The organism is Enterococcus haemoperoxidus ATCC BAA-382, from assembly GCF_000407165.1.
Lineage (GTDB): Bacteria > Bacillota > Bacilli > Lactobacillales > Enterococcaceae > Enterococcus_L > Enterococcus_L haemoperoxidus.
The window spans coordinates 415867-433905 of the sequence record NZ_KE136479.1 but is presented as its reverse complement, the minus strand read 5'-3'; the positions used below and the strand labels follow the sequence as shown (position 1 = coordinate 433905).

19 protein-coding genes and 1 other annotated feature are annotated in these 18039 nt (G+C 36.5%); of the genes, 2 read left to right on the top strand and 17 right to left on the bottom strand.

Annotated features, from left to right (window positions below):
* Positions 1-129: 129 nt before the first annotated feature.
* From I583_RS02100 to sfsA, 4 genes are read right to left on the bottom strand one after another with little or no spacing between them, the layout of a single operon-like run.
* Positions 130-2844: a sigma-54-dependent transcriptional regulator gene (locus I583_RS02100; RefSeq protein WP_010762902.1), complete on the bottom strand. Its 2715-nt coding sequence runs from the start codon at positions 2842-2844 to the stop codon at positions 130-132.
* A gap of 42 nt (positions 2845-2886) precedes the next feature.
* A complete protein-coding gene (locus I583_RS02095) occupies positions 2887-4167 on the bottom strand; it encodes a DEAD/DEAH box helicase (RefSeq protein ID WP_010762901.1) in 1281 nt (426 codons plus the stop codon).
* Positions 4168-4193: 26 nt separating this feature from the next.
* Positions 4194-5195: a Gfo/Idh/MocA family protein gene (locus I583_RS02090; protein ID WP_010762900.1), complete on the bottom strand. Its 1002-nt coding sequence runs from the start codon at positions 5193-5195 to the stop codon at positions 4194-4196.
* An 8-nt stretch (positions 5196-5203) separates the two neighbouring features.
* Positions 5204-5941, bottom strand: a complete 738-nt coding sequence (sfsA, locus tag I583_RS02085) for a DNA/RNA nuclease SfsA (protein WP_034683027.1) — start codon at positions 5939-5941, stop codon at positions 5204-5206.
* A gap of 221 nt (positions 5942-6162) precedes the next feature.
* On the opposite strand from sfsA, the gene I583_RS02080 reads away from it, so the two are divergent.
* On the top strand, positions 6163-6561 hold the full coding sequence (locus I583_RS02080) for a DUF4828 domain-containing protein (protein ID WP_010762898.1): 399 nt from the start codon (positions 6163-6165) through the stop codon (positions 6559-6561).
* A gap of 55 nt (positions 6562-6616) precedes the next feature.
* Here I583_RS02080 and hisE read toward each other — a convergent pair whose 3' ends face one another.
* From hisE to hisZ, 9 genes are read right to left on the bottom strand one after another with little or no spacing between them, the layout of a single operon-like run.
* Complete coding sequence (gene hisE, locus I583_RS02075; protein WP_010762897.1) at positions 6617-6928, bottom strand: phosphoribosyl-ATP diphosphatase; 312 nt, start codon at positions 6926-6928, stop codon at positions 6617-6619.
* Between the two features lie 18 nt (positions 6929-6946).
* Positions 6947-7252 carry a phosphoribosyl-AMP cyclohydrolase gene (gene hisI, locus I583_RS02070; protein ID WP_010762896.1) on the bottom strand — a complete coding sequence of 102 codons (306 nt, stop codon included), beginning with the start codon at positions 7250-7252 and terminating at the stop codon, positions 6947-6949.
* On the bottom strand, positions 7249-8004 hold the full coding sequence (gene hisF / locus I583_RS02065; RefSeq protein ID WP_010762895.1) for an imidazole glycerol phosphate synthase subunit HisF: 756 nt from the start codon (positions 8002-8004) through the stop codon (positions 7249-7251). Before hisF ends, hisI begins: the two co-directional genes overlap by 4 nt.
* Entirely contained in the window at positions 7994-8719 is a 726-nt protein-coding gene (hisA, locus tag I583_RS02060) for a 1-(5-phosphoribosyl)-5-[(5-phosphoribosylamino)methylideneamino]imidazole-4-carboxamide isomerase (RefSeq protein WP_010762894.1), read from the bottom strand. The genes hisF and hisA overlap by 11 nt, the downstream gene beginning before the upstream one ends.
* Positions 8697-9323 (bottom strand): imidazole glycerol phosphate synthase subunit HisH, encoded by a 627-nt coding sequence (hisH, locus tag I583_RS02055; RefSeq protein WP_010762893.1) that lies wholly within the window; start codon positions 9321-9323, stop codon positions 8697-8699. The genes hisA and hisH overlap by 23 nt, the downstream gene beginning before the upstream one ends.
* A complete protein-coding gene (hisB, locus tag I583_RS02050) occupies positions 9324-9908 on the bottom strand; it encodes an imidazoleglycerol-phosphate dehydratase HisB (protein ID WP_010762892.1) in 585 nt (194 codons plus the stop codon).
* Between the two features lie 36 nt (positions 9909-9944).
* The gene (gene hisD / locus I583_RS02045; protein ID WP_010762891.1) at positions 9945-11225 is read right to left on the bottom strand and encodes a histidinol dehydrogenase; all 1281 of its coding nucleotides are present in this window, start codon (positions 11223-11225) and stop codon (positions 9945-9947) included.
* The gene (gene hisG, locus I583_RS02040) at positions 11222-11863 is read right to left on the bottom strand and encodes an ATP phosphoribosyltransferase (RefSeq protein ID WP_010762890.1); all 642 of its coding nucleotides are present in this window, start codon (positions 11861-11863) and stop codon (positions 11222-11224) included. The genes hisD and hisG overlap by 4 nt, the downstream gene beginning before the upstream one ends.
* On the bottom strand, positions 11860-13050 hold the full coding sequence (gene hisZ, locus I583_RS02035; RefSeq protein WP_010762889.1) for an ATP phosphoribosyltransferase regulatory subunit: 1191 nt from the start codon (positions 13048-13050) through the stop codon (positions 11860-11862). Before hisZ ends, hisG begins: the two co-directional genes overlap by 4 nt.
* A 138-nt stretch (positions 13051-13188) precedes the next feature.
* Positions 13189-13462 (bottom strand) — a binding site (T-box leader).
* 355 nt (positions 13463-13817) lie between these two features.
* Here hisZ and I583_RS02030 point away from each other — a divergent pair.
* On the top strand, positions 13818-14564 hold the full coding sequence (locus I583_RS02030) for a TraX family protein (protein ID WP_010762887.1): 747 nt from the start codon (positions 13818-13820) through the stop codon (positions 14562-14564).
* Between the two features lie 217 nt (positions 14565-14781).
* Here the strand turns inward: I583_RS02030 and I583_RS02020 are convergent, their stop codons facing one another.
* From I583_RS02020 to glpK, 4 genes are read right to left on the bottom strand one after another with little or no spacing between them, the layout of a single operon-like run.
* On the bottom strand, positions 14782-15144 hold the full coding sequence (locus I583_RS02020; protein WP_010762885.1) for an MmcQ/YjbR family DNA-binding protein: 363 nt from the start codon (positions 15142-15144) through the stop codon (positions 14782-14784).
* Positions 15134-15532 (bottom strand): VOC family protein, encoded by a 399-nt coding sequence (locus I583_RS02015; RefSeq protein WP_010762884.1) that lies wholly within the window; start codon positions 15530-15532, stop codon positions 15134-15136. Before I583_RS02015 ends, I583_RS02020 begins: the two co-directional genes overlap by 11 nt.
* Before the next feature lie 41 nt (positions 15533-15573).
* On the bottom strand, positions 15574-16374 hold the full coding sequence (locus I583_RS02010) for a helix-turn-helix domain-containing protein (protein ID WP_010762883.1): 801 nt from the start codon (positions 16372-16374) through the stop codon (positions 15574-15576).
* Positions 16375-16404: 30 nt separating this feature from the next.
* Positions 16405-17910 (bottom strand): glycerol kinase GlpK, encoded by a 1506-nt coding sequence (glpK, locus tag I583_RS02005; protein WP_010762882.1) that lies wholly within the window; start codon positions 17908-17910, stop codon positions 16405-16407.
* Between the last annotated feature and the right edge of the window lie 129 nt (positions 17911-18039).

Here is an 18039-nt window from a genome sequence, read left to right as displayed (position 1 = left end):
TTAATTTTACTTACACTTTTATATAAGCAAGAATCGTGCCAAAAAAATATAGACCAAAACCCTTATATTATAACGGTTTTGGTCTATACATTTTGTGTACACACTATTATTTTTTTAAATACACACTACTTATTTTTGTTTGTATTCTGTAACTAATTCAATTCTGTTTTCTAAAAACAATTGTGTTAAGTGTGCAATATCTGACTCGGTAAAGGCTAAGCGATAAGCCTTTTCGATCGTCATTAAATTTGTTCTAGTGACATCTGTTTCTAGACGATTCTTTTTCATAAATTCAGTAAGATTATCAAATTCTTTTGATTTTTCCCCTTTTAATATCGCATCTATCAAAAAGGCTAAGTGAATCACGATCCCTGCATCAACACCAGGTTCTACTATAATATGCATATCTGTTTGAATTTGATGTACTGTTTTTTGTAACATGACAATCAATTTTTGTAGGGAATCTACTGCTGTAATCGTGCCACCTAACGATTTTACGATTTTCTCCGTTGGGACTTCATCACCTGCAATTCGTTTCAACACATTCAATTTTTCATCATCAAAAATATCATAAGCTGAAAAGAAGGGAATGTTCTGATATTCAACATCAACTGTTCCAGCAATCGCTTTAATTTCGTAATCTTCCATTAAACTATCAATGTGCTTTTTAAATGCTTCTCGTTCTAAAAACTGCATTTGGATGATTTCTACTTTGTTTTCATCGATCACAGGTAAAATGCGTTGATATAATTTTGCTGCTACGCCTTCTCCAGTGAAACAGGTCACAACTACTGCTTTCTTAATATCTTCACGATTTTGCGGACTGCTTCTGAACTGCTCTCTAATAATACCTTCAAAAGACATTTGGATATTTTGATAAATATCTTCTAAACTTCGTCCCACACTTGCCATACGTATCGCTTCTAAAACGATCATCGTACTCGTCATTGTGATCGCTTTTGTCCGAATACCTGTTTCTTCAAAAATCAGGTTTCCAAAAGAGTTCAGTGAGCCCATATCCGTTAAAAGTAACATACCATTTACGAGTTTATCACGATGGTTCATGACAAAGCTTTTTAGCTGTTCATACATGGTTTGAACTTCCATCGTAAGTGGCATGTTCATTGCAACACCGGTTTCTGTTCCAAGTAATTCCTGCGCTGTTTTCAACATACTGGAAGCCGTAGAATCCCCATGCATCAGAACTACTACCCCAACATTATTGGCATGGACTTTTTCTTTACTGCCAACATTGATGGATAAAAACATACTAATAAAACCGATTTCATCAAAAGGAATTTCTATATTGTTTTCTTCTTCGATGATAGCAGATAGATCCATTGCTACTTGAAATTCTTTTTTCATTTTTTTTCTGACGTTATTTAAATTGGGATGAACGATAACATGCCCTTCTCTAACTCGTTCGATCGTACTTTGTAAATGCAATGCAAAGGCAAAACGGGCTTTTTCATTATAGGTACGTTCTAATCTTTTTTCTGCGATATCATATAGATGATCTGTCAATTTCCAAATTGGTTCCGGCAACAATTCTTTATGCACAGGATTTTGCGTTAATTCATCCACGTAGGTTTGAAAATAAGCATCCATATCGCTTGAGATCAGCTGTTCTAAATTGACATTCTCCAATTCGTTCGCTGATAATGTCGCAACTTTTTCTTCAATTTCATTATAGACTTGCATATCTCGAGCTGGATCTTGGGACCAAACCACTTCATTAGTGCCTGGCTCAAAACTCAGATAATTGCTTTTGCTGTCAACAAATCGGTCTAGACGATCAGAAACCTCTTTGATTTTTAATAAGCCTTTTTGTACTTGCAGTGGCAAGTCACGTTTTTGGATCACTAAACTAGATTCATCATGTGTGCGGTAATGAAGAAATGACTTGGCGCAAACGAGCTTTAAATCTCGTTTTACTTGACCAATATTGCCTTCCGCATCGTACAGCATAAAGGCTAGGATTGCTTCTCTTTTAATATCGATTCGTTGATTTAAGCGGTTTGCTTCTTGTTTAATAAATAATGAAATAATGTCATAACGCTCATCAAGTGAGCGTGCATCTAATGAAGGTAGCGTAATCGCCATAGGAATTCTACGATTAAAGGTTGTCAAAAAGCTTTCAGAAGATTCCGTTGTTGCACCAATGATTTGAACAGAAGCCTCATAAGTTTGACCGCTTTCACCAAGCGGACGATAAATCCCCTTATCAATAAACGTAAACAACATTTCTTGCCCTTCTGGTGGTAAGCGATGAATTTCATCAAGGAAAAGAATTCCCCCATCAGCTTTTGACATTAAACCTGGACTGTCTTCATTCGCACCAGTATAAGCCCCTTTTTTAACCCCAAAAATATGGCCAAAAAGTAATTGAGGATTCTGAGCATAATCTGCACAGTTGAAAGAAACAAACGGAGCATCAGCTGCCAGTGTTTTAGAATCAACCGCAAAATGATACATACATTCAGCAAATAGTGATTTTCCGGTTCCAGTTTCACCAAAAATAATTGTATGTAAGCCCCGCGGCGGATATAATATCGCTGCTTTTGCCTGTTGGATGCTGACCTTCAAAGAATCATGGGATCCTACTAAGTTATCAAAAGTCACCTCGCTGGAATTATCCACGTGAACTTTGTCTTCTTCGGTTACAACTGAATAGATGACTGGCCGGCCATCACTTTTAACGATTTTGTGTTCTTTAAACAATTCACTTAAATAGCGACTAGCATTGCTTCGATCGATTGAAAGATGACTAGCGACATCGGCCGCCGTCATGCCTTCTTTTTTTAATTCTAAAACTGCTAAAATCTCGTCTTTTCTAGATTTCATGGATAGCCTCCTTAAATCATGACGTTTCTTACCTTTTAACGATTACTCAGGTTTAGACGATTTCCGTCTAGCGCCTTTATTTTTATTGTTTTTTGGACGATTTTTAGGTTTTGCTGTTTTTTTCGTTGGGATTTGTTTTGTTGGTTGTTCTTTCTTAACTGTCACTTTTGAACTTGTCGTTTTTTCTTCAGCCGAACTTTTTTCTTTTCTAGTTAGATGGATTGCACCATCGTAAAGAAAAATTTCTTTTGAAGGAAGCTCTATTTTTTTCATCAATCGTTGATAGTCTCTTTTGGTTGCATCATTAACAAATGTAATGACAGAACCTGCAGCTCCCATACGTCCAACACGTCCAGCTCGATGGATATAGCTTTCTTCTGACAAAGGAACTTCAGCATTCACAACAAATGGGATTGCATCAAAATCCAATCCTCTAGCAGCAATATCTGTTGTCAGAAGCATTACGGCTCTTTTTTTAGAAAATTGATCAATGGCTAATTTACGTAATGTTTTATTTTGATCTGAAGCAAGTCCAACTACTGCCAATCCTTCATAGATTAATTTTTCTTCCACTGAACCTAGATCAACAACTTGGTTGAAGAATACCATCGCCCGATAATTTGCTGTATAAGCTAAGCTTCTTAAATAATCGCTTTTCTTTCTAGGAGACAAGGCCATGAAATAATGATTCACAACTCCGGCTGATTGATCTTCATCCGTTACATCAATGATCAACAATTGATCCGTTAATTTCTGTGCTTCTTCTGCCACACGATCGGCTGTTGCTGAATAAAAAACTAATTGAAATTCTGTTGGCGCACTTGCCAGAATTTGTTTGGTCAAATTCAATTCCTTTTCATGGAATAGTTGGTCCACTTCATCCATCACAATAGTCTTTAGCAAATGACTTTTGATTTTCTTTGTTTTGATCAATTCCAATACACGGCCTGGAGTTCCTACTAAAATTTCTGGTTTCTTTTTTAATTTTTCGATTTGACGACCAACATTCGCACCACCGATAAGACTTTGTGTTTTTAGTTGAAGCAATGTCGCCCAATCACGTACAACTTGGCTGATTTGCACCGCTAATTCTTGTGAAGGTGCTAAGATCAATAATTGATTCCCTTGATCTTTTTCTACATTTAAAAGTAAGGGTAAAACGTAAGCTAAGGTTTTTCCTGATCCTGTTGGAGAAATTCCCAAAACATTTTCTTTGTCTTTTAAAGGCTGAAAACTTTTTTCTTGAATCAATGATGGCTCGCTAAAACCAGAAGCTTGCCAATGTTCTTGCAAAGCTTCTGGTAAATTTTTGATAAATGTCATAATAGTCCTTTCCTCATTAAAGCTGTTTATTCTTTATCCGCATCAAAAACAATGCCGGCACTTTTTCTCAAAGTTGTTACTACTTTATTCACATTACGTGATAATTCCACCCATTCTTCGTAAAGTACACCCATTGTTGGATCATTAGGATTTTCAAGTACATCTGCAAAATCATTGGCTTCTTCGATCATTGGATTCTCTTCGGTTGTGACAGATATAATATCACGTTCTTGATGGTTTCGATCATAAAACTCTGCTTTAGAAATGGCATTCACACTATCTAAAATCAACGTGCCACCCTCAAAATAAATTTCAGAATCTAAGAATGAATCCGCATTTTTACCTGTTTGTAATGTTACGTCAAACAAGTCATATCTTAAAATTGCCGTACCTATTCCATCAACATCTGTTGGAATTTTTCTTGCAAAATAATGACTTTCATTCGGCATACCAAACCAACCCACAGCAGCATAAACTAAATAAACACCAAGATCGGCCATAGCACCTCCTGAAAAATGTGGAGAAAAGATATTTGGCTCTTTTCCGTCAAGTACTTGGTCATAGCGTGAAGAATATTTCATATAGGTAAAGTTTGCGCCTGTAATTTGATTTTTTAAAGGTAATAAATCGCGAATTTTCTTGAAGCTTTTCTCATGAATATTGCGAGCCGCTTCAAAAAAGAAAACTTTTTTCTGATTCGCTAAGGCAATGATTTCTGCCATTTCTTCTGGCGTTGAGAATGCTGGCTTTTCAACAATAATATTTTTCCCTGCTAAAATCCCTTGTTTGGCTTGCTCAAAATGAAGTGAATTAGGGGAAGCAATATAGACTGTGTCCATATGTGCAATACCGAAAAATGTGTTTAAATCCGTTGCATATTCAACATCACCATATTCTTCACCAAATTTTTGTGCTGTTTCTAACTTTCGTGAATAGACGGCTGTCAGATCATAGCGCTTTGTTTCCAATGCTGCTTTGACAAATTGATGACTAATCCAGTTTGTTCCAATAATACCTAAGTGAATCATATTTACCCTCACCTTTCTGAATTTGGATCTTCAAACATTTTTGTGACATCAAATGGCACCTGATGTTCTATTGCTATTGTATCAGGAGTGACGCTACAATTGTAAGCAATGACGCTTAATCCTTGTTTTTGCCCTGATAAAATCATTTGTGCTAAAGCTGGCTGCATGTCTGTGTGAATCGTTGCCAGTTCAATTTTTTCAAATTGAACGACAAACAATACATAGCTTTGATACCCTTCTTTCATCGCTTCAATCAGCTCGGTCACATGCTTTAAACCTCGCAATGTTGGCGCATCAGGAAAAGCACCTAATGAGTGATTTTCTAAAGTCATTCCTTTCACTTCAACAAATGCTTGTTTGCCAGTATCTGTTTCTACCAATATATCAAATTTTGAGTGGGCAAAACGTTTTTCTCGTTTTACTGAAACAATTTTTCCATTTAAATCTGGCAAAGTAATTATACCATCTTTGATTGCTTTAGCCGCTAATGCGTTTGGAACTTGGCTATCGATATTAAACCAATCTGTGCCTTTTTTAACGGCAATCAAATCATAATCGGTTTTTCTTTTAGGAGAAGGTTGATACGTCAAAGCAACTTCAACTTCTGGATAAAATAATTCTTTACAGCGTCCAGTATTTTTCACGTGAACCGTTACCATTTCACCTGTTTTTTGTAAACGGCACTCTGCAATGAAACGATTTGGTCTATCAATAAAATGTGCTAAATGCACGTTCGGATATGTAATCATTGTAACACCCTTTCTTCAAAACAATACCATATTTTAGATGAAAAAGCATCGTCAAACTTTTCAAACAAATCCTCCATTATATAATAGAAAAGATGTGTATAAAATCCGTTCAAAATAAAAAATGATACGGACTTCATTAAGTTTTTTTATAGGAAAAGATTTTCGAATAGTTTGTTTTTTAATTTCGTGCTATGATTGTTTTGAAGGAGATTGATAGTATGAAAAAACATTGGTCATTATTTTTAGGTGCATCACTTATTACAGGTATTGCCGGCTCATTGTTTTTGAAAAAGAAACAAGAGAGACTGCAGACCGATGCAGATATCCCTAATTTATATAAAAGTTATTTAGGTAGCTGGTGGTTTGTTAATAAAGCAAAAGCGACTCAGCACACCTTGCAAATTGAAAATGATTTGCAGATCATTATTGATGGCAAAAAATTAAGTTACATGTTAGTAGAGTTGACGAATAAACGCTTAGTCGCCCAAGATGAATATGGGTATCATTTGATTGTTCAGTGTTTGAATGATAAACCTGCCTCCCTTTATGATGAAGCAGATGATGCTACTTATGTTTTGGAAGCAACGGATTCTTTAGATTGTCCAATTGAAAATTAAAAGAAGCAATCCCCGTAATTGTTTTATGTGGGACGCTTCTTTTTTTTTAGTTATTTTATAATTCATCGATTTGTTTGCGTTCTTTAGTTTTACTTAATTTTCCTTCTCGTTTTTTTAATTCCGTTTTGACAGCTTCTAAACTAATGTCTTTTTCAGCTAACAAAACTAACATATGATAAATTAAATCCGATGTTTCAGAAATTAATTCTGCTTCATCATTTTTAGCTGCAATAATGACTTCTGTTGCTTCTTCCCCAACTTTTTTTAAAATTTTATCTAAGCCTTGTTCAAATAGATAATTCGTGTAAGAACCTTCTTTAGGGTCTACTTTACGAGCTTGTATTTCTTCATAGAGTGTCTCGATCATTCTTTTCCCTCCGTTATCCTAGCTAATTACATTGAAAAAACAACTATGTTTGCCAGTATGACAAGCGGATCCTGTTTGTTCAACAGTAATAAGTAAGGTATCTTTATCACAATCTGTAACGATGCTTTTTACTTTTTGGATATTGCCACTGGTTGCTCCTTTGTTCCACAATTGTTGACGGGAACGTGAATAAAACCAAGTTGTTCCAGTTTTAAGTGTTTTTTTATAGCTCTCTTCATTCATGTACGCAAGCATCAAGATTTCATTTGTTTTTGCTTCTACAATAATTGCGGGTAGTAGTCCTTTCGTGAAATCTGGTTTCATCGACGTACCTCCATTCCCTTGAGCGCTAATGCTTCTTTCACATCTGGGATATTTACCTCGCCATAATGAAAAATACTTGCAGCTAAAGCGGCACTTACCTTAGTTTGTTCAAATACTTCCACGATATCTGCTGCATTACCACAACCACCTGATGCAATCACAGGCACATTTACAGCAGAACTTACGGCTTGATTTAATGCAAGATCATAGCCATTTTTTGTACCATCTGCGTCCATACTTGTCAGTAAAATCTCACCAGCACCTAACGCTACAGCTTCTTTTGCCCATTCTATCGCATCTAAGTTAGTCTCTTCACGCCCACCTTTAACAAAAACAGACCAAGACTCTCCTGTTTGCTTAGCATCGATTGCCACAACAATACACTGTGAGCCAAATTTTTCAGCGCCTTCTCTGATCAACTCTGGTTGTTGGATAGCTGCCGAATTGAGTGAGATTTTATCAGCTCCCGCTTGCAGCATTTTTTTCATGTCAGAAACCGTGCGGATGCCTCCGCCAACAGTCAAAGGAATGAATACTTCTGCTGCTGTTCGTTCAACCACTTCCATCATCGTTTCGCGGTCATCACTAGTAGCCGTAATATCTAAAAAAACGAGTTCATCTGCGCCTTGTTCATTGTAGGCTCGTGCGATCGCCACTGGATCTCCGATATCTTGTAAATCAACGAAATTAACGCCCTTGACCACTCGTCCATCAGTGACATCTAAACAAGGAATAATGCGCTTAGTTAACATTGGTCTCCACCTCCAACATATCGGCTAAAGTGATAGCGTCATTATAAAAAGCCTTTCCGACGATCGCTCCATATAACCCTAATTCGGCTAATTTCACTAAGTCCTCTTTGCTGCTGACACCGCCAGAAGCAATAATCTGCACGTCTGGCACAACTGCTGATAGCTTCATGTAATCTTCAAAAGTGGGGCCCGCCAAGGTTCCATCTTTAGTAATATCTGTGTAGATGATCGTTTTAACACCCATCTTTGCCATTTCCTTAGCCATTTGTAAATAATCTGTTTCACTAACATCCAGCCAGCCACTAATGGCGACTTTCCCATTCTTAGCATCGATACCGACGGCAATTTTATCTCCATGTTTCAAAACAGCTTCTTTAACTAATTTGGGATCTCTCAACGCAGCAGAACCGATAATGATTCGATCGATTCCAAGCGCTACATAAGTATCTACTTGTTCCAATGTGCGGATGCCTCCGCCAACTTGGATTTTTAAGCCCGTTTCTTTTTTCATTTGCTCGATCAAAGCAGCATTGGAAGCTTTCCCCATCAAAGCACCATCTAAATCAACCACATGCATCATCTGGATACCCGCTACTTTAAATTCTTTTGCTTGCGCTACTGGATGATGATTGACGATCGTTTTTTGCAAAAAATCACCTTGAACTAGTCGAACAGCTTTTCCTTCTCTGATATCAATTGCGGGTAAAACGTGCATGCTCTACTACCTCCTTAAATCCTCTTAAAATTGCAAGACCGGCCTCACTACTTTTTTCTGGATGAAATTGCGTTCCGTAAATATTTCCCTTTGAAATCATTGCAGGTATTTTGATTGAATATTGAACCAATGCATCGATCACATCAGGCTCACAATCCGTATAGTAAGAATGAACAAAATAAACATACTGCTCATCTACCTCTTTTGTTAATAACGTTTTTTCGGTTACAACTAGTTTATTCCAGCCCATATGAGGAACAGGTAAATCAGGATCGTCCGGCAATTTTTCACAGATCCCCTCGATCAATCCTAAGCCTTCTGTAAAGCCATTTTCCATACTGCCTTCTAAAAGCAGTTGCATCCCCAAACAGACTCCTAAAATAGGTGTGCCTTTTTGAGCTGTTTCTTTTATCACATTAACTAATCCACGCTCTTTTAATTCTGTCATCGCTAACGAAAAAGCCCCGACACCAGGCAGAATCAAACCATCTGCTGCTTTTATTTCATGAGGATCAGCGGAAATTTTATTTGCTAAACCAACATAATCTAAGGCCTTTTGAACATTGCGGGTATTTCCAGTATCGTAATCAATGATAATAATCATTTACAAAATTCCCTTCGTTGAGTTGACGCCTTGAATGGCAGGATTCTGAGTAATTGCCTCTCTTAGCGCTCGGCCAGTCGCTTTAAATAATGCTTCTATTTTATGATGGGTATTTTTCCCATGTAAAATTTTTAAGTGAAGGTTCATTTGAGTGTTAAAAGCCAATGCTTGAAAAAATTCTTCTGTCAACTCTGTGTCAAACTCTCCAAGCTTAGGATTATCGAACGCTGCATCAAACACTAGATAAGATCGCCCACTTAAATCTAAAGAAGCCATACCTAAAGACTCATCCATCGGCACAAAACTTGTCCCGTAGCGATTGATTCCTACTTTATCTCCTAAAGCTTCTCGAATACACTGGCCTAAAACAATCCCAACATCTTCTACCGTGTGATGACTATCTACTTCTAAATCACCTTCTACTGTTACTTCTAAAGAAATACGACTGTGACGGGCAAATAAAATCAACATATGATCAAAAAATCCAACACCAGTTTGAATACTGACAGGTTCTTGACAATCTAAATCAAGTGTCAACTCGATTTTTGTTTCTGCAGTTTCTCTTTTTAAATTAGCTGTTCTCATTCCTTTTCCCCCAATATAAAAATCTATTTTATACGATCAGTCAAAACGACATTCAATTGCTCTAGCATGTGCTTCCAAGCCTTCTTTTCTTGCTAAAAGAGCAATCGCATCTTTCGCTTGTGCCAAGGCTTCTTTTGTATAGTAGGTAACCTGACTATACTTTACAAAATCATACACACCCAATGGCGAATAAAATTTTGCTGTACCACTTGTTGGCAAGACATGATTTGTCCCTGAGAAATAATCGCCTACTGGTTCTGATGCATACTCTCCCAAAAAGATTGATCCAGCATTTTTTATTTCATGTAAATAACTGATTGGATCAGCTAATTGTACTTCTAAATGCTCTGGTGCAATCTCATTCATAATTGTAAACATGGCTTCGACTGTTGATGCAATAATGATCAATCCATGATTTTTGATCGCCACTTCAGCTATTTTCTTACGAGGTAATGTATCTAATTGTCTGTAAATTTCTTTTTCGACTTGCTCAGCAAGCTTAGTTGAATCTGTCACTAATATCGCTCTGGCAAGCGTATCATGTTCTGCTTGAGACAGCAAATCCGCTGCAATATAAGTGGGATTTGCTGTTTGGTCTGCTAAAATGCCAATTTCAGATGGACCTGCGATCATATCAATTCCCACTACACCAAATACTTGCTTTTTAGCAGTTGCTACATAAATATTGCCAGGCCCTACAATTTTATCTACTTTGGGTACTGTTTGTGTTCCATAAGCAAGTGCGGCAATACTGTGCGCTCCGCCAATTTGAAAGATTTTATCTACTCCTGCAATCTTTGCAGCTGCCAAGATCACATCAGGTATACTATTGCTTGAAGGTGGTGTGACCATGATGATTTCTTTAACCCCTGCAATTTTTGCAGGCAGAACGTTCATCAATACAGAAGACGGATAAGAGGCCGTTCCCCCTGGTACATACACACCGATACGAGCCAGCGGCAATACCAATTGTCCTCGTAAAACGCCCCTTTTTTCTGTGTCCATAAAATCATATTGCTTTTGTTTTTTATGATAACTAATAATGTTTTCTTTCGCTGCTTCTAAAGCTTCGATCACTTCATCTTCTACTCGCTGATACCCTAAATTAATTGCTTCCTCTGATACTAATAAGTCCTCTAACTCAACTTGATCAAACCTTTTAGAATACTCCTTTAGTGCTTGATCGCCATTTTCAATAACTTGCTTAATGATCTGGCGGACTTGTTCTTCTACATGTTGATTATCCTCTTGAGTCAGCTCTGCATCCTCATTTAAGGCCGCTAAAATTTCAGTTGTTTCCCCCACTAGCCATTTCATGTTCCATCACTCCTTCCAATTACAGCTTCTAATTTATCAAACAGCCGAAATATTACTTGACGCTTCCGTTTCAGCATGGCTTTATTTACGATTATTCGAGCTGAAACTGGACAGATATCTTCAAAAATTTCCAAGCCGTTTTCTTTTAGTGTTGTGCCTGTTTCAACAATATCCACAATTGCATCTGCCAGTCCTAAAACAGGTGCAATTTCTACTGATCCTTCGATCTTAATGATTTCAACATCCTCGCCCTTTTTACGAAAATGTTCAGATGCAACAGTTGGATACTTGGTTGCAATTCGTTTTCGTTTATAATCATTCGGTTGATAATTTTTTGTTGATGCCACGGAAAACTTGCATACGCCAATCTTTAAATCTAGCATTTCATAATAACCAACAGGTTGCTCGATCAATACATCTTTTCCAACAATTCCAAGATCCGCCACACCATGACGAACATACGTTGTCACATCAGCTGCTTTCACTAAAAGAAATTTAAAACGTTGATCTGGACTGGTGAAAATCAATTTTCGTTGCTTATCATGCATAAATGAACTATTGATTCCTGCTTGTTCAAATAGTGCTAATGTTTCCTTCTCCAAACGTCCTTTTGTTAATGCAATCGTCAATTGTGTCACTCTTGATCACCTACCTTGATTACATGAATTTTATCTTGAGTTATTTCAATTACTTGTTGATATTGCCATTTTTCTCCATAATTTAGAGCTTCTTCTACTGTTTCAAATAATGATAATTGATAGCCAGGATCCTTTTTGACTAGTAAGTCCGCTTTTGCCAACTGTGCTAAAGAGCTGTGAACTAACGTTGTTGGTTGATCCAATGAAGCAAGATTATTAAGCTGATATTGCAAAGTGACTAAAGTATCTAAATTGATCCCAAATCCAACAGCTGGAATTGTCGAATGCCCGAATTGTTCTGCTAAATGGTCATATCGTCCGCCACGCAAAAAAATATCGGGTACTAAATCGGCATATCCACTAAATAAAACACCTGTATAGTAATCCATTAAAGCAACCAAACCTAAATCTACAGTCAATGAAATGTTTTGATGATAGGTCTTAATCGTGCGCATTAGCATTTCTAATTCATCGATGATCGGTATAATCTGTGACTCCTTAGGTAACAGTTCTTTGGCCATTGCCAACACTTCATCTGCCTCACCAAATAGTCTTGGAATTGCACAAATAAATGCATCTAATTCACTTGGAAATTTTTCTACAAAGCGGTGGAGATCAGTTAAACTCTTATTATTAAAATAGAGTTGAAGTTCTAATTTTGCATCATTCTCTATTCCTAGTGACGTCACAATAAAACGGAAAATTTGTGCGTGACCTAATTCAAAATGAAAGTTTGGTACATTCAGAGTTTCTAAAAGTTCAACCGCACAAGTGATACATTCAACTTCAGCTTTTAAAGAAGAATAACCAATCAATTCAATTCCAGCCTGAGTCAGTTCATTTTGTTCCCCCAACATATCATCATTTGAGCGAAACACTTTTCCACTATAGGATAATTTAAGTGGCGGATGAATCCCCGTCGTTGCAATCACTCGGCCGATTGGCATTGTCATATCAGGTCGCAGAACAAGTAATCGCCCTTGCTTATCAAAAAAACGATAGAATTCTTTCTCATTTTTTTCTTCACTGTAAAATACGTCCTCAAACTCGATTACCGGTGTATCGATTCGCTGATATCCTCTTTTTTTCAAGATATCATTGACTTGTCTTTCTAATTGATAAGCGCCGTTTGCTTCTCGGAATAATTTATCTTTTGTCCCTGATGGTAAACTACGATTCCACTTCATTAAATTCCCTCCTTGTTTTTTAGATAACTTATTAAATAAATTTGATCGTGTCATTCTCTGCTACAATCAGATTTTATATTTTTCTACGATACTAACTTATGAAACTAAATAAAAAAAACGCCCCCTTGGCAAATAAGCCAAGAGGACGAGAAATTTTTCACGTGGTCCCACCTCAGATTTGTTTTTACTTCACAGTAAAAACCTCTGTTAGTTCGATAAACTAAGGAGTGATAACGGACTCACCGATTTTTCCTACTCATCTAGAAAACGAATCAAACTTCGCTAAACTAAACTTCTTATTTCAGAAAAACAACTTACAGGCGTGTTCGATGATGATTCGTTATTTCCTTGCAGCAAACGGAAACTCTCTAAAACAAATCGATTCACCTACTATTCTGATCATTGTCCTTTCATTTAATTCTCATTTATTTCTAAATAATTTATCACGAAATACAAATTTAGTCAATAGCCAATTATTGAAAATTTTAATTTATCAGGATTTTCTACATAATTTACGCGTAAATTTTAAACTTTGATTACTGTATTAGGGTAAAAAAATATATGATATCCATCTAATTTTTTCCTTATCTTTACGCAAAATCGGTTTATGATTTTAACGTAGTCAAAATGAATATCTAGATTAAATAATCATCTTACCTCTTACTCTCAATTTTGTAAGACATTTGTTCGTTGATTCCCACGCCAAAAACAGAGATTTTATTTATACTAAAAAAAGTTAAAAAATAACACTTATTTAGGAGAATGAAATGAACGGAAATCAATTAAAACTAATTATGATGGGCTTGATGCTCCTTGATCATCTTGTTCCATTTTTACCACCACAATTTGGTGCCCCCATCCATATGTTGACGCGCTGTGTTGCTGTATTTTTTGCTTTTATGGCAGTTGAAGGTTTTCACTACACAAGAAACCGAAAAAACTATCTGCTTCGTCTTTACGGCTGGGCCACAATCATGTTTATAGGAAATACAGTGATCAATACACTCGTTATCAAAGAACCAATGTATTTTTCTTACAACAATATTTTTCTAACACTAGCGGTTGGTGTGACTATTTTATCGCTGATTGATTTTGCCAAAAACGTGAAAGAACCTTTCTTAAGAATCTCAGCAACGATTCTAGCAATTCTTTTAACAGTAGCCATTTTCTTAGGTTTAATCCCTGCAGAAGGAGGATTTGTCGTTATTCCATTTATGTTACTCAGTTATTTCTTCAGAGATAATGCTAAAAAACGTGACATTTCCTATCTGATTTTTGCTATTCCTTTACTTATCATGCCCTTGCTTGGATTACCTGATTATTCTTTCGAGATGATCAAAGTACAGCTTGAAGGAAATCCTGAATTTCTATTTATTACTGTGATTCCTTTTATTCATTTGTATAATGGAGAAAAAGGCAGCAATAATCCTTTCTTTAAATATTTATTCTATGTATTTTATCCTGCGCATTTATGGATTATCACATTGGTTAATTTTTATCTACATCAAGGTTAATTTAACAAAAAGAGGACAAGAAAAAAACGTTTAGCTCCAAGAATTACGAGAGATTTACGATAATGGGTACCTACTTGGTGCTCTTCAAACCTTAGTTCCTTGACATTTAGAAACACATGCGATCGAGTAGTTACTTTTTCTCGCCGTTTATTCTGATTTAGAACGTGGGATAAAACAAAACTGATTTTTTGTTTTATCCCACGTTCTAAATCTCTGATCATTCATACTTCATTTGTACTTTTTTTGGCAACTTTCTTAATACCAACTCATAAGATTTCCTCAAAAAACTAGCCAATTGTTCCTCAGTAAAAGATGAATTTTCCAGTAAAAAAGAATTCCAATGTGTTTTATTGGCATAATAGCCAGGAACTACATCTGAATATTGCTCGCGCAACAACTCGTTTTCTTCTGGATCCCCTTTGACTGTCATTACCCAATCACCTGCTTTATTTGTTCCAAGCATGCAAAAACATTTCTTCTCGAGCCCAAAATAATCGCAATCCCAATCTTCTCGATAATCAACCGTTGCTCCCGGCCATGTTTTAGCCGTATCTTTTAAGTACTGGATTTTATTTTTCATCGACTTGTTCCTTTTGATCATTACAAAATAAGCTTAACAGATTTCCATCTGGATCTTTGATGATTGCGTAATATTGCCCCCAAAATGCTTGCCACGGTTCTCTAAAAATGTCATAACCAAAGCCTTTCATTTTTTCACATAATTGATCGATCTCTCTAGGAGAATCACAAAGAAAAGCCAGTTCAATTTTATCCCCTTCACTTTTTGGCGGGTAACCGTAAATTCCTTCAATCATTTTTTTAGTATTTAATGAAATTCGCATGCCTTTATTATCCACTTCTACGTAATCAGCCTTTTTTTCTCCTAAAACCTCAAAACCTAAACGTTCGTAAAATAAAATTGCTTGTTCCATCGACTCGACAATGATTCCAACCATATCCAATTTCATAATATAGCCTCCGTCCTTTTTCCTTGATTATAGTCCTCTGTTCACTTCTTGTCTTGTAAAATTCCGACATGGCGACGAATCGCTTGGGGTGTTAACCCAGTCATTTTTTTTAATTTACGAGTATAGTGAGCTTGATCAAAAAAGCCATATTTTTCAACTAAGTCCAGATGACTTATATCTGGCTGTTTGATTAGTTCCTGATAAACATGTTGAAAACGTAAAACATCAAATACTTCGTAAGGAGACAGTCCAGTTTCTTCTCTAAACAGTCTTTGTAAACTTCTTTCAGATAACAAACTTCTCGTTGTATTTTCAGCATAGCTAAGTAAATTAGGTTGGTTTTTGATAAACATTCGAATCGGCACTGAGACTGTTTTTGCAGATAAACGATTCAAACGTTCTAAAAAATACTGATCCGCACTTTTAACCAACTCGCTAAGTGAATGCTTACCAGACAATTTATCTCTCAACGCTACCATCATTTCCTTTTCGACCATCCCTAATTCAAAAAACTGATTCTTCCATCCTTTAAAAGACTGATTAAAAAAAGGATACATACCACCTAAATAATACCGAATCCCAAAATAAATAGTTACCTGATCTGAATTAGAATAAAAAAAGTGCGTACTCGGACCACATACATTAATTTGTAAAACATCTAATTCAGGATTTAGTTTCACAATCAAGTCCGAGCATAAATCCGGAATAATTCTATCTGGCATACTAGATGAAGTCACATAACTAAACCAATAAGATTGTATATATGGCTGCAGACACACGTCAGGAGCAAGTTCGTGATAGTCGTTTGTATAATCTTGCCAAACTTTTGGTTGATAATCCATCCCAAACTCCTTTCTTGCTTTGATTGTGAGTTATTCTGTGCTCTTATACGCCATGGTTGCGTGTACTGCTCTTTTCCAGCCAGTATACAGTTCAGTTCGCTTTTCCCTAGTGATTTGCGGTTCAAATCGTTTTCCCTGATGTGCAAATGCTTTGATTTCAGCTAAGTCCTTCCAAAAACCAACAGCCAAACCGGCTAAATAGGCAACACCTAAAGCTGTTGTTTCAGAGAAATCCGCTGCTTCAAATGGTTTGTTGATAATATCTGCTTGAAACTGCATCAACAATTTATTTTTAGACGCACCACCATCCGCTCTTAGCAATTTGATAGCAATCTTAGAATCATTTTCCATTGTTTTGATTACATCTGCGGTTTGATAAGCAATTGATTCTAGTGTTGCTCGAATCAGATGTTCTTTTGTTGTTCCTCTTGTTAATCCAAAAACAGATCCTCTTGCTTCTTGATCCCAATATGGAGCACCTAAACCAGTAAAAGCCGGTACAACATACACTCCATCCGAATCTGGTACTTGACTTGCTAAAACTTCAGATTCTCCAGATTCTTCAATCAACTTCAAGCCATCACGTAACCACTGAACAGCAGAGCCTGCAACAAAAATACTTCCCTCTAGAGCATAGTTAACTTTGCCATTGATACCATATCCAATCGTTGTCAATAACCCATTTTCAGATAAAATAGCTTGTTCACCTGTATTCATCACAATAAAGGCACCCGTGCCATACGTATTTTTGACCATACCTTTTTCAAACGCTGCTTGTCCAAAAAGTGCAGCCTGTTGATCACCTGCCATTGCGGCAATTGGAATATTTTCTCCATAAAAATGATAATCTTCAGTATATCCGTAAACTTCTGAATTCGAGCAAACTTCCGGCAACATTGATTTCGGAATAGCTAAAATAGCTAAAATCTCCTGATCCCAATCAAGGGAATGGATATTAAACAACATTGTCCGACTGGCATTCGTGTAGTCTGTTTTATGGACTTTTCCACCTGTAAGTTTCCATAATAGCCATGTATCAATTGTTCCAAATAGTAACTGCCCTGACTGGGCTTTTTCTTTAGCCCCTTTCACATTTTCCAACAGCCACTTCACCTTAGTTGCAGAAAAATAAGAATCAACAATCAAACCTGTCCGTTTTTGAATAAACTCTTGATAGCCTTTTTCCTTCAGTTCGTTGGCCAGTTCATTCGTTTGCTTAGATTGCCAAACAATTGCTCGATGAATCGGCTCTCCTGTATCTTTATCCCATACAACCGTTGTTTCACGTTGATTGGTAATCCCAATTGCTTTAATTTGATTAGGCTTTAACTTTGACTCAATCAACACATCAGCAATGACTGACTGAACAGAATTCCAAATTTCATTCGCATCGTGTTCCACCCAGCCAGGATTGGGAAAATACTGTGTAAATTCTTTTTGTGCTTTGGCGATTTCTTGTCCATCATGATTAAAGAGAATGGCTCTTGAACTCGTTGTTCCTTGATCTATTGATAAAATATATTGATGTTGTTTCACGTCTTGTTCGCTCCTTGAAAATGATACTTTTATTATAAAGCAAAGTACCATTAAAAGTCCCGTTCTATCATAAATAAAAAGATAGCCTATGACTTTTTATAAATCCTTAGGTTTAAGCACGCATAAAAG